The 12,518-nt window shown below is 65.6% G+C and carries 11 protein-coding genes; 5 read left to right on the top strand and 6 right to left on the bottom strand.

The features are described from left to right. Positions 1-6: 6 nt before the first annotated feature. The 5 genes from recN to AC0L2R_RS12080 all read left to right on the top strand — a co-directional run bounded on the left by recN (position 7) and on the right by AC0L2R_RS12080 (position 6,092). The gene (gene recN, locus AC0L2R_RS12100; protein ID WP_473509118.1) at positions 7-1,677 is read left to right on the top strand and encodes a DNA repair protein RecN; all 1,671 of its coding nucleotides are present in this window, start codon (positions 7-9) and stop codon (positions 1,675-1,677) included. 318 nt (positions 1,678-1,995) lie between these two features. Next, the gene (ligA, locus tag AC0L2R_RS12095) at positions 1,996-4,146 is read left to right on the top strand and encodes an NAD-dependent DNA ligase LigA (protein ID WP_473509116.1); all 2,151 of its coding nucleotides are present in this window, start codon (positions 1,996-1,998) and stop codon (positions 4,144-4,146) included. After that, positions 4,143-4,838 carry a DUF2461 domain-containing protein gene (locus AC0L2R_RS12090; RefSeq protein ID WP_473509114.1) on the top strand — a complete coding sequence of 232 codons (696 nt, stop codon included), beginning with the start codon at positions 4,143-4,145 and terminating at the stop codon, positions 4,836-4,838. Before ligA ends, AC0L2R_RS12090 begins: the two co-directional genes overlap by 4 nt. Positions 4,839-5,070: 232 nt before the next feature. Next, a complete protein-coding gene (locus AC0L2R_RS12085; RefSeq protein ID WP_128167158.1) occupies positions 5,071-5,799 on the top strand; it encodes an AzlC family ABC transporter permease in 729 nt (242 codons plus the stop codon). Beyond that, positions 5,796-6,092 carry an AzlD family protein gene (locus AC0L2R_RS12080; RefSeq protein WP_091594168.1) on the top strand — a complete coding sequence of 99 codons (297 nt, stop codon included), beginning with the start codon at positions 5,796-5,798 and terminating at the stop codon, positions 6,090-6,092. Before AC0L2R_RS12085 ends, AC0L2R_RS12080 begins: the two co-directional genes overlap by 4 nt. A gap of 24 nt (positions 6,093-6,116) precedes the next feature. Here the strand turns inward: AC0L2R_RS12080 and AC0L2R_RS12075 are convergent, their stop codons facing one another. The 6 genes from AC0L2R_RS12075 to AC0L2R_RS12050 form a co-directional block, all read right to left on the bottom strand. Then, positions 6,117-7,256: a DUF1501 domain-containing protein gene (locus tag AC0L2R_RS12075; RefSeq protein ID WP_473509112.1), complete on the bottom strand. Its 1,140-nt coding sequence runs from the start codon at positions 7,254-7,256 to the stop codon at positions 6,117-6,119. A gap of 36 nt (positions 7,257-7,292) precedes the next feature. Next, positions 7,293-8,663 carry a DUF1800 domain-containing protein gene (locus AC0L2R_RS12070; protein ID WP_473509110.1) on the bottom strand — a complete coding sequence of 457 codons (1,371 nt, stop codon included), beginning with the start codon at positions 8,661-8,663 and terminating at the stop codon, positions 7,293-7,295. A 72-nt stretch (positions 8,664-8,735) separates the two neighbouring features. Next, positions 8,736-9,203, bottom strand: coding sequence for a periplasmic heavy metal sensor (locus tag AC0L2R_RS12065; protein WP_091594172.1), 468 nt, complete (start codon positions 9,201-9,203; stop codon positions 8,736-8,738). After that, positions 9,200-9,604, bottom strand: coding sequence for a hypothetical protein (locus AC0L2R_RS12060; protein WP_473509108.1), 405 nt, complete (start codon positions 9,602-9,604; stop codon positions 9,200-9,202). Before AC0L2R_RS12060 ends, AC0L2R_RS12065 begins: the two co-directional genes overlap by 4 nt. Further along, positions 9,601-10,149: an RNA polymerase sigma factor gene (locus AC0L2R_RS12055; protein ID WP_473509106.1), complete on the bottom strand. Its 549-nt coding sequence runs from the start codon at positions 10,147-10,149 to the stop codon at positions 9,601-9,603. Before AC0L2R_RS12055 ends, AC0L2R_RS12060 begins: the two co-directional genes overlap by 4 nt. Before the next feature lie 202 nt (positions 10,150-10,351). Beyond that, positions 10,352-12,199: an aminopeptidase P family protein gene (locus tag AC0L2R_RS12050; protein ID WP_473509104.1), complete on the bottom strand. Its 1,848-nt coding sequence runs from the start codon at positions 12,197-12,199 to the stop codon at positions 10,352-10,354. Positions 12,200-12,518 lie beyond the last annotated feature (319 nt).

Here is a 12,518-nt window from a genome sequence, read left to right as displayed (position 1 = left end):
GTCACCATGCTTTCCAGACTGTCGATCCGCGATATCGTTCTGATCGAGAAGCTGGACATCGACTTCTCGTCCGGTCTTTCGGTGCTGACCGGCGAAACCGGTGCTGGAAAATCCATCCTGCTCGACGCGCTGTCGCTGGCGCTTGGCGCCCGCGGTGACGCCTCGCTGGTGCGGCATGGCGCGGCACAGGGCCAGGTCATCGCCGTGTTCGACGTGCCGCGCAACCATCCTGCCCGCATGCTGCTTGCCGACAACGCTATCGAGGACGATGGCGACATCATCCTGCGCCGCGTGCAGACGGCGGATGGCCGTACCCGCGTCTTCGTCAACGACCAGCCTTCCAGCGTGACACTGATGCGCGATGTCGGTCACGCGCTGGTCGAGATCCACGGCCAGCATGACGAACGTGCCCTGGTCGATCCCGGCGCCCATCGCGAATTGCTCGACAGTTTTGGCGGTCATCTCGGCGCTGTGCGGGCGACCGGCGAGGCATGGCGGTACTGGCGGGCCTGCGAACAGGAACTTTCGCGGCATCGCGCCAAGGTGGAAGCGGCGGCCCGCGAAGCCGACTATCTGCGCGCCGCGGTCGCCGAATTGACGAAGCTCGACCCCCAGCCAGGCGAGGAAGCCGACCTTGCCGAGTTGCGCGCCTCGATGATGCGGGCGGAAAAGATCGCCTTGGAAATCCACGATGCGCAAGATGTGCTGTCAGGCCCGTCTTCGCCCCTGCCGCAACTCGCCAGCCTGTTGCGGCGGCTGCAGCGCAAGGTGACGGAGGCGCCCGGCCTGCTCGACGACGTGGTCAAATCGCTCGATGAGGCGATGCTGTCGCTCGACGCAGCGCAATCGGGCGTGGAAGCTGCACTTCGCGCCACCGAATACGATCCGCGGCGGCTGGAACAGGCCGAGGAGCGGCTGTTTTCGCTGCGCGCCGCCTCACGCAAGCACAGTGTGGCGGTCGACGACCTGGCGCAATTGCGCGATACGATGGCCGCCGACCTCGCCGATCTCGACGCCGGCGAGGAGCGCCTGCACGGGCTGCAGAAGCAGGCCGGCGCCGCGCGCGAGACCTATGACATTTCCGCTGCCCAGCTTTCGTCGCTTCGCCATGCGGCGGCGGTCGGATTGACCAAGGCGGTGATGGCCGAACTGCCGGCGCTGAAGCTCGAACGGGCAGCCTTCATCGTCGAAATGACAAGCGAGGCCGAGAGCCGCATGGAAGACGGCATCGATCAGGTCGAGTTCTGGGTGCGCACCAATCCCGGCACAAGACCGGGCCCGATGATGAAAGTCGCCTCCGGAGGCGAACTTTCGCGGTTCCTGCTGGCGCTGAAGGTGGCGCTGGCCGACCGCGGCTCGGCGCCGACGTTGGTGTTCGATGAAATCGACACCGGCGTTGGCGGCGCGGTGGCTGACGCCATTGGGCAAAGGCTGGCGCGGCTGTCGAAGCGCGTGCAGGTGCTGTCGGTCACGCACGCGCCGCAAGTGGCGGCACGCGCGGCGACGCATTTCCTGATCTCCAAATCCGGCGGCGCCGATCGCGTCGCCACCGGCATCGCCGAGATGGACCGGGCGGCGCGCCAGGAAGAGATCGCGCGGATGCTTGCCGGGGCGACCATCACCGACGAGGCGCGTGCGGCCGCCGAGCGGCTGCTTCGCGAAAACACCGCGGCCTAAAGCGCGTCGCATTTGAACGGATTCATGCGACGCGCTTTAGGTTCTTGTTTTTATGCATGTCGTTATCGCAAAACCGCTGCGCACGCTCGGTTCAAGCCCGAGGGCATGCTTTTGCGCGACATGCATTAGCGGAGCTCATGCTCGGCGTTGTGGATCGAGTCAGGATGTGGCTCCATCCTGCTGTTCAGCAATGATTTTCTCAAAATCCTGATCTATTGTGGCGCGCCGCGCGTCCTTCGAACGCGCAAGGACGCTGTAGCAATTTGATTTCGCGCATGGCCCAGGAAATCGTTCCGGGTCAGCGTCGAGGAGCCGTGCATGCCCGAAAAACCAGTCGATTCGCTCAGCGAAAGTGAAGCAGCCAGCGAGCTGAAGCGGTTGGCCGAGGAAATCGCCGCCCACGACCAGCGTTACCACACCGAGGACGCGCCGACGATTTCGGACGCGGCCTACGATGCGCTGCGGCGGCGCAACCTTGCCATCGAGCAGCGGTTTCCTGCCCTTGTGCGCGAGGATTCGCCGTCACGCAAAGTCGGCGCGGCGGTGTCGGAGAAATTCCGCAAGATCGTCCATGCCATTCCGATGCTGTCCCTCGACAACGCTTTCGCCGATGCGGACGTGATCGATTTCGTCGGCCGCATCCGCCGTTTCCTCAGGCTCGGCGCCGACGCGCCGCTGGCGATGACTGCCGAGCCGAAGATCGACGGCCTGTCGCTGTCGCTGCGCTACGAGGCCGGACGTCTGGTGACGGCGGCAACGCGTGGCAATGGCCAGGTCGGCGAGGATGTGACGGCCAACGCACGCACCATCGCCGAGATTCCCAACGTGCTCTCAGGCGATTTTCCCGATGTGCTGGAAGTGCGGGGCGAGGTCTATATGCGCCTCACCGACTTTGCCGAGCTCAATCGCCGCAATGCCGAGGCCGGAAAGCAGGTTTTTGCCAATCCGCGCAACTCGGCGGCAGGCTCCTTGCGCCAACTCGACACCTCGATAACAGCCAGCCGGCCGCTGCGGTTTTTCGCCTATACCTGGGGTGAGGTGAGCGCCATGCCCGCCGACACGCAGATGGGCATGGTGGCGGCGTTCGAGCGCTTTGGCTTCAGGGTCAATCCGCTGATGAAGCTGTTCGACAGCGTCGTGGGACTGCTCGAGCAATACCGGCTGATCGAATCCAACCGGGCGACGCTCGGCTACGACATCGACGGTGTCGTCTACAAGGTGAACAGCCTTGAGCTGCAGCAGCGGCTGGGCTTCGTCTCGCGTTCGCCGCGCTGGGCGATCGCGCACAAATTCCCGGCCGAGAAGGCGACGACGATCCTGACCGGCATCGACATCCAGGTCGGCCGCACCGGCGCGCTGACCCCAGTGGCGCGGCTGGTGCCGGTAACGGTCGGCGGCGTCGTGGTGACCAACGCGACACTGCACAATGAGGACTACATCAAGGGCATCGGCAACAACGGCCAGCCGATCCGCGAAGGCCGCGACATTCGCATCGGCGACACGGTGAGCATCCAGCGTGCTGGCGATGTCATTCCGCAGGTCATCGACGTGGTCATGGAAAAGCGGCCGCCCGACAGTGTGCCATATGCTTTCCCAGTGCTTTGCCCGGCCTGCGGCAGCCACGCCGTGCGCGAGGAGGGGGAAGCAGTCAGGCGCTGCACCGGCGGATTGATCTGCCCCGCGCAGGCGGTGGAGCGTCTGCGCCATTTCGTCTCTCGGGGTGCTTTCGATATCGAGGGGCTCGGTGAGAAGCAGATCGAGTTCTTCTTCCACGCCGAGGATCCGTCACTACGCATCTATTCGCCGGCCGACATTTTCACGCTGAAGAAGCGGCAGGCAGCATCGCTGACCAAGCTCGAGAACGTTGACGGTTTCGGCGCGACCTCGGTACGCAAGCTGTTCGCGGCAATCGACGATCGGCGGCAGGTCGAGTTCTCGCGCTTCCTCTATGCGCTCGGCATCCGCCACATCGGCGAGACCAACGCCAAGCGGCTGGCCCGCCATTTCCTATCCTTTGCCGCCTTCCGCGAAGCCGGGCAGAACGCCGTCATGCCGGCCGGCAAGGGCGACCCTGGCAACGCTGCCTGGCAGGAACTGAACGGCATCAACGGCATCGGCTCGATCGTTGCCGAAGCAGTGGTCGATTTCTTCGCTGAAGATCATAACCGGCAGGCGCTCGATGCATTGCTGGCGGAAGTAACTGTGCTCGACGAGGAGCCGGTCGGTGGCGTGTCGTCGCCGGTCTCCGGCAAGACGGTGGTCTTCACCGGCGCGCTGGAAAAGATGTCGCGCGACGAGGCCAAGGCGATGGCCGAAAAGCTCGGCGCCAAGGTCGCCGGCTCGGTGTCGAAGAAGACCGATCTCGTCGTTGCCGGACCAGGTGCCGGCTCCAAGCTCAAGCTCGCCACCGAGCTCGGCATCGAAGTGATCGACGAAGACGCTTGGTTGGCGCGGATCGGCAAGGCGTGACGGAAGGCGCGTTCACCGGTTTCGGCCAAAAGGCAATTCCCTTCCTTAAGGCGCTCGATTTTCACCAGAGCCGGGAGTGGTTTCTGGAAAACCGCGACCTCTTCGAAAGCGAGCTGCGCGACCCCTTCGGCGATCTGGTCGAAACGCTCTCCGAGCGCTTCGCAGCGGCAGGGCTGGGCTTGCGCGGCGACCGCAAGAAGTCGCTGTTCCGGATCAATCGCGACGTGCGCTTCGCCAGGGACAAGCGACCCTACAACCGGCATCTGTCGGCAATCCTCTCGCCTGACGGCACCAAGATGGAACAGGGCGTGTTCTTCGTCCATATCGGGCTTGAGCGCTGCTTTGCCGGCGTCGCCTGGTGGCAGCCCGGACCGGCGCTGCTGCTGGCAATGCGCAACGCCATCGCGACGCGGCCGGGTGAATTCCGGGCGCTGATCGAGGCGCTGAAGCAAAACCGCCTCGGACTCGATGCGGAAGGCTGCATGAAGCGCGCGCCACGCGGCTTCGAGCATGTCACGGCGGCCGATCTCGCGGCGGCCATCCGCAACCGGCATTTCGCCGTCCGGCACGAAATCGACCCTGCGGGAATCCACGGGCCGGCGCTGGTCGACGAGCTGGTCGATTTCGCCTTGCGGGCCAAGCCGCTGCTCGACTGGGGCAGGGCGATCGAAGCCAAGGTCCCGGTGGACTGAGCACTGGCCGAAACGCGCACGCCTGGAACCTGCGTCGAGGGATCATTTCCGCTGATCGTCGGCTCAAGCGAATTGGTGTGACAAGGCTGACCGCGCTCCCTACATACGATCTTTCTCCCCGCATCGGCCCGAAAATCGGGATTGATTTTCGGATGGCCCGACGCGTGGATTCAAAGTGTTAGAGCGTCCTTTGCTCGTCCAAAAGGACGAGCGGCGCTCTAAGGAGTGGCTGATGTCGGCGGAAGCAATCTCCGAAAACCGCGCAAAAAGCGATTTCTGGCAAGGCGTGCGGCTCAGCATGCCCGTCGTGGTGGCGGCGGCGCCGTTTGGACTGCTGTTCGGGGCGCTCGCCGTCGACAACGGATTTTCGGTGCTTGAAGCCTTGCTGATGAGCGCCATGGTTTTTGGCGGCGCCAGCCAGATGGTCGGCATCGAATTGTTCGGGCAGCATGTCGCGCCATGGCTGATCGTGCTGTCGATCTTCGCCGTGAATTTCCGCCATGTGCTTTATTCCGCGGGCATCGGCCGGCGCATCGCGCACTGGCCGCCGGTGCAGCAGGCAGTCGGCTATTTCCTGCTCACCGATCCGCAGTTCGCCGTGGCCGAGCGCAAGGCGGAGGCTGGCGAGACGGTCGGCTTCGCCTGGTATATGGGGCTTGGCCTGCCGGTCTATGTGTTCTGGGTGACCGAAAGCGCGCTTGGCGCGGTATTCGGCAGGCTTATTCCCGATACCCATGCGCTGGGCATCGATTTTCTGCTGCCGATCTATTTTCTCGGACTGGTTATGGGCTTTCGCAAACGGCCACTGTGGCTGCCGGTGGTCGTCGCCAGTGCTGCTGCCTCCATCATAGCCTACAAGACGGTGGGCTCGCCCTGGCACGTCTCGATTGGCGCCGTGGCCGGCGTGCTGCTCGCGGTCATCCTGCCGCCGCGCCACAGCGGCGTGGAGGCGCGGCCATGAGCACAACCTTGTGGATCATCATCGCCGGTGCGATCGCGACCTATCTGACCCGCATCGGCGGCCATCTGGTGATCTCGCGCTTCGAAAACATCCATCCGCGCGTCGAGGCGGGGCTGAACGCCGTGCCGGCGGCGGTGCTGACGACGCTGGTGGCGCCGGCAGCACTTGGCGGCGGGCCGGCGGAATGGGCGGCTTTGATCGTTGCCGGGCTGGTCTCGCTGCGCGGCGGGCTGATGGCGATGTTTTTGGCCGGCGCCGTCGTGCTGGTGCTGGCCCGGCAGTTCGTCGGGTAACCGGACCGGCTGAGTACGCCAGTCTTACTTGCGCACGATGTTGGAGATCGCGGGATCGAATCGACTTCCTGCAAAGAGCCTGCGCATCGTCTCTTGCGGATCGAGACCAAACGTTTCGGCTGATGTCACCGCAATCAGCGCGTCGAGGTCGAGCGTCGGGGCGAGGTCGCGTCCTTGGTAGAGCGCACCGGCAGACAGTCCCGGCCAATCGGCCAGCACCCGCCCGCCATTCACCGCTCCGCCAGCGATCATCGCAGCCGATGCCGTACCGTGGTCGGTGCCGCCAGTGCCGTTGACGGCGACAGTGCGGCCGAACTCGGTGGCGACCAGCACGGTCGTATCCTTCCAGACATCGCTGAGGCCAACGTGCAACCCATCGATGAGCGCGTCGAGCGCTCTGAGCTGGTTGGCCAGCCTGGCTTGCTGGCCGCTATGGGTGTCCCAGCCGCTGGTTTCGATCATGGCAACGCGCGGTCCGCCGGCCTTGGCGAGGAAGCCCGCGGCGGTGCGGCCGACGCTCGCTGCGTCCTTGCGCTGCGCGTTCACCGCGCCCAACGCCCGTGTCTCCATCGCGCTGCTCCACAGCGCATGCAGCTGTTCGTCGGCGTCATAGAGCTTGCCGACGCGCATCATCAGGTCGTCCGGCGCCTCCGGCAGGGCGGACGGCGCATAGGAGGTGACGTCTGCCTCGCCTCGAAGCGCCAGCGGGATGGTCGGTGCAAAAGCGATTGCTTCGCCGCGAGACTTCGGCAGCATGCCGACCAGCCGGTTCAGCCAACCGTCCTTGCGCTCATAGGGCGAGCTGCCGCCGCTTTCGAGCACATTTTGACCATCGAAATGCGAGCGCTCGCGATAGGGCGAAGCGACCGCGTGGACGAACAGCGCCTGCTTGTCCTGATGCAGCTTGCGGAGACCGGTGAGCGAAGGATGCAGGCCAAACGTGCCGTCAAGCTTTATCGGATCGTCGATAACCAATGGGCCGCGCAGTGCGCGGTAGGCGGGGTCGGCATAGGGAACGATGGTGTCCAGCCCGTCCGCGGCGCCGCGCTGGATGATGAAAACGAAGCGGCGATCGGTTTCCACATTGGCGAAGACGATGCGCGGCGCGATCAGCATCGAGCCGAGGCCGGCGCCGGCGAGAGTAAGGAATTGACGGCGTTCCATCTTGTCATCTCCTCTGGAAATCATCTTCGCTGAAAGTCATCTTCGTTGGAATTCGGGCGACACGAGCAGCAGCGCGATGCCGGTGCGCCGGCTCTCGGCGCGCTCGATCTCGGCCATCGTCAGGTCGCCGAGTGAGCCGGCAAAGAGTTTTCGCGCGAGATCTCGCGGATCGATATCACCAACCTGCGCGGCGAGGCGCTGCGCCACCTCGACCCGGCGGACCAGTGCGTCGGGTGCTGCCCAGCTCCCGGCAACATCGTCATAGCCGGCCGGCGAACGCGGCCGCCATGCCGGTTGGCCGAGTTGGTTGAGCAGTTGCGCCAGACGCGGCTTGCCGAGTTCGCTGCGGCCCAGGCCGCGCAGCGCCGAGATCGTCCATTCCCACGGCGTCTTGAACTTCGCCGCTGCTGGTTGCCAGGCTTCTGGACTGTCGAGGAGCGCGCGGTAGACCGCGACGAGATCGCCCTTTGACCGGCGAAAGGCTTCGGCGAGCCGCGTCACGACCGCGGCCGGCGGTTCGTCGGCGATGAAGTGGCGCGCCAGCTTGGTTGCGATGTGCGTTGCGGTTGCCTCGGCCGCCGCGAGGTCGCCGAGCACGGCGAGCGCCTGTTTGTCGCCGCGCTGGTCGTAGGTCTGGCCGATGATCGTGCGTTGGCCCGGTTCGTGCAGCCCGGGTCGAAAGGTGAAAGCGCCGGCCTGGCCTCGCCCTTTAGCGCGTCCGGTGCTGAAACCGGTCAGCGCCAGTGCTAATTCGGTCACGTCGGCCTGGCTGTAGCCGGAGCGTGCACCGAGTGTGTGCAGTTCCATGATTTCGCGGGCCAGGTTCTCGTTGATGCCGGGTTTGCGCTTGGCGTTGCGTTTTGCGGCGCGTTTGGCAAGTTTCGAGTTGGGACCGATCGAGCGCACCTGGTCGAGATAGAACAGCATCGCCGGGTGGCGCTCGGCGGCGAGCAGCATATCTTCGAAGCGGCCGAGCACATGTGGGCGGATCGCCTCGCGCTCGAAGGCGCCGGCGATCAGGGTCACCTGCGGTTTCTCCGCCGAGATGGCGAAATGGTTCGACCAGAAATGCACGAGCCGTTCGACGAAGGGGGTCGGTGTTTCGAGCGCTGCGCGTGCTCGCATGTCGACCTCGTCGCGATAAAGCGCTTGAGCCTCCTGGCGCGCCGCCTTGCGGGCGGCCATCTTTGCGGCGGCGTCGGCGTCTTTGGCCTCGAGCATCGCTTCGGCATAGCCGGCGCCGAGTGTGGCCGAGTCCTGCGCGCCGGAAAAGACCGCCGGGTTTGCGTCGTAGCTTTCGAACTGCGCTATCAGCCAGGATTTCGGGTCGGCCGGCGCCTCGTCGTCGGGCCGGGCGCCCAGGCCGAAGCGGTTGAGCGCAACCGCGACATCGCTCGGACTTGCCAATGGTGCCTCCGTCAGCATTGCTTTTGGAGGCTTCAACGCGGCAGCGACTGGAATCCGTCGCTGTTTCCAGCTCTATTTTTCGCCCGCTCGGCGCAGCATGTTGCTGCGGCCGCGCAGGCCGTCGACAAGTCGCGCCCTGTCGGCTGGCGTCAGTCCCGTCGCGAAGGTCACGATTGCCTGTTCGAGCCGGCCGCGCAGCGCCATATCGGCTTGCCGGACCGAGGCGAGCGTCTCATTGACCGCCGCTGCGTCGATCGGCTCAGCCTCGATCAGGCGCGCCACCGCCTCGCGGCCGACCCGAGCCGCTTCGATGTCGGCAGCCGACTGGCGCCGCGCCTCTGCGAGCGCCTGGCGGAACGCCTTGCGCTGGTCGGGCGACAGGCCGGCCGCGGCGAAGCGCAGGCCGCGCTGGTCGCCCGCCCTGTCGCGCTGCCCCTGCTGCGCCTGCCATATATAGCCAGCGCCGGCGGCGGCGCCGAGCACGAAAACGTTCAGTGCCAGCGAGACGGCAAGCAGGATCCTGATGCTGCGTTCGCTCATTGCACGTCCCCCTGCATGTCGCCGAATGCGGTCAGCGCATAGGTGTCGCCATCGTCAGGGGCGCTGTTGGGCGGCAGCAGCACGGCGACTGTCAGCGCCCCGGCCAGCGCGCCCGCCAGTCCGATGCCGGCCAATCCGGCACACCGCCAGACGAGTTGGGTGCGGCGCCAAAGCGCAGACGGCGCCGTGGCGATGATCCTTCGCGCGAGCGCGTCGTCCGGAGCTGCGACGCGATGGCGCGACAGCAGATCGTCGAGCTCCACCGCCGGTGCAAGTGCGGCTTCGGCTTGAGCCGGATTGGCGGCGATGAAGTCCAGCGCTGCCGCGCGCTCGTTTTCAGGCCAGCGCTGCGGCGACCCGCCATAGGCGGCAACGAGCTCGGAAAACCTATCTGGAGTCATGTCATTTCGTCCCTGTCTCGTCCGAGCCTGGAGCGCAGCTGCCGCCGCGCCCGCGACAACAGGCTTTCCAATGCCTCGATGCTGATCCCCATGACCTCTGCCGCATCGCTGTTCGAAAGCTCCTGATAATACTGCAGCACGATCGCCTCGCGCTGGCGCTCCGGCAGCTCGGCCAGCGCGCGCCGCACCTGGTGCTGATCGTCGGCCGCGAGCATATCCGCTTCCACGCCCGGGCGTTGGTCGGGGCGATCGGGAAGTTCCGCCACCGGCGTCTCCCGCCGCCTGCGCAGCCGGTCGTAGCAGAGATTGAGTGCGACGCGATGCAGCCAGGTGTCGAACTTCGCCTCGCCGGCGCGCCAGCCCGGAGCCGCCCGCCAGATGCGCAAGAACGTCTCCTGCGCGACATCCTCGGCCTCGCCGCGGTCGCCCAGCATTCGCGTGGCGAGACGGATCAGCCGCGGCAGCTTGCGCTCGACCATGGCTTCCACCGCAGCCGCATTGTTCTGAGCGATCAGCGCCAGCAGCCGCTCGTCGGTTTCGCCCACGCTCTGCCTTCTCGTTCCACCACGCCAGACCTTCTGCCGACACGACCGTCATCCTGCACCCGCCATGTGTCTTCAACGGGTTTCGCTGCAAAATCCGTCGGCGACCCGGGCTGAGGCGTTAGAAGGCAGCGATAAGGCTGCAGGCCATTCCCTGCAGACCGGCATCCCGCGTCGATAGCTGACCCACCGCCTTTCCGAAAAATCAAATCTTCTGGTCGTGCGGCAGTGGTGCGGTTGCCTTTTCCAGCCAGGCCAGCGCCTCGCCGTCGAGCATCGGTCCGATCTCGGCCAGCACGCGGGCGTGGTATGTGTCGAGCCAATGCAACTCGTCGCGCGTCAAAAGGTCCGACCGCACCAGCCTGGTTTCGATCGGCGCCAGCGTCAGCGTCTCGAAGCCGTGCATGGCGATGTCGCCGCCCTCTATCGGCTCGGCCGGCGTTACCAGGATGAGATTCTCGATGCGGATGCCGTAAGAACCCTCCTTGTAGTAGCCCGGTTCGTTGGAGACGATCATGCCCGCCAGCAGCTTTTCGGTGCCGGTCCTGGCGATGCGTTGCGGGCCCTCGTGCACGGCCAGATAGGAGCCGACGCCGTGGCCGGTGCCATGGGCGAAATCGCAACCGTGTTTCCACAGGGCAAGGCGCGCCACGGCGTCGATCTCGGAGCCGCGCGTGCCCGGGGGAAAGCGCAGCATGGAAATGCCGATCATGCCCTTCAGCACCAGCGTGAAGCGTTCGCGCATTTCCTCGGTCGGTGTGCCGATCGGTACGGTGCGGGTGATGTCGGTGGTGCCGTCCTGATACTGCCCGCCCGAATCGAGCAGGAACAGTTCGCCAGACTGGAGCTTTCGGCTGGTGGCGCGGGAAACGCGGTAGTGCATGATGGCGCCGTTCGGGCCGGCGCCGGCGATGGTATCGAAGGACACGTCGCGCAGCGGCATTTGCGTTTCCTCGCCGGTGCTGCGGCGGCACTCCTCAAGCTTGGTGACGACCGCGATCTCGTCGAGCTTGCCGGGTTCCTGGCGGTCGAGCCAGCAAAGCAGGTTGGCAACGGCGGCGCCATCGCGGCGATGCGCGGCGCGGGCGCCGTTGATTTCGGCCTGGTTTTTCGTCGCGCGTGGAATGCGGGCAGGGTCTGGCGCGGTGATGACGGTGCCGCCATTGTCCTCGACCAGCATCCTGAGCTTCTCCGCCGCCAGCACCGGATCCAGCGCGATCTTCGCGCCGCCCTTGGCCAATCCCGCGATCGCAGCTTCGAATTCACCGGGTTCGTGCAATTCGGCGAGCTGCGTCAGATAGGCCGCGACGGTGCGTGAAAACTTGCGCTGATCCATGAAAAGCAGGTGCGATCGATCGGCGGCGAGCACGGCGAAGCCGAGCGCCAGCGGCGTGTGCGGCACATCGCCGCCGCGGATGTCGAAGGCCCAGGCGATGGAGGACGGGTCGGTCAGCACGGCATGGGTGGCGCCATCCTTGCCGATCGACTCGGCCAGCCGCGCCAGCTTGTCCTTGGCCAATTCGCCGGCAAAGCCGATAGGATGAAGCTCGACCGGCGCCAGCGGCGGTTCGGGCTGGTTCTCCCAAATGGCGTCGATCGGATTCCTCTCGAGCGGCACCAATGTCGCTCCCGATTTTTCGGCCGACGCTTTCAGCGCTTTCACGTCGCCGATCGTCTGCAGCCACGGATCGAAGCCAAGCCGCACGCCCTTGCCGAGATTGTCCTTGATCCAGGTGGCGGGCGGATTGTCGACCAGGCTTTCGATCGAAAAGATGTCGAGATCGACCTCGTGGCGCACCTGCAGCGTGTAGCGGCCGTCGACGAACATGATGGCACGGTCGCCGAGCACGATGGCGACGCCGGCCGAGCCGCTGAAGCCGGTCAGCCATTTCAGCCGCGCCGAGCGGTCGGCGACATATTCGCCCTGATGCTCGTCTGCACGAGGCACGATGAAGCCATCCAGCCCGTTGGCGGCCAGCCATTGACGCAGCAACGCCACACGCGGCTTGCCGACGGCGGGGTCGCCTGCGGAATCAAAGGTCTGGAACATCATGGCCTCTCCTCGGATGCTGGATGCGAGCGGCGGACTAGTCGACCCGTTCCGCCGCTCACATCCAGCTTTTATGTTTGAGCATCGGGTTTTCCCAAAACCGGTTTCCACTTTTGGGCCCGATGCTTTGGCGCGACCGTAGCGCATGACCCCGAAAATCGGAATCGACTTTTGCTACGCCAGGCGCCGGCCGAATTCGGTCCAGCAGGGCAATCGCTTCAGGTCAGGGCGGCCGCCCCCACAACGGCGGGCGGGGGGGAGGGGGGGGGGCCCCCCGCCCGGGGGGGGTTTGAGAGGGAGGGGGGGGCGCCGGGGTGGTGGA

The sequence above is a fragment of the Mesorhizobium sp. WSM4820 genome (assembly GCF_055811075.1).
This window is presented reverse-complemented; position numbering and strand designations above follow the sequence as displayed.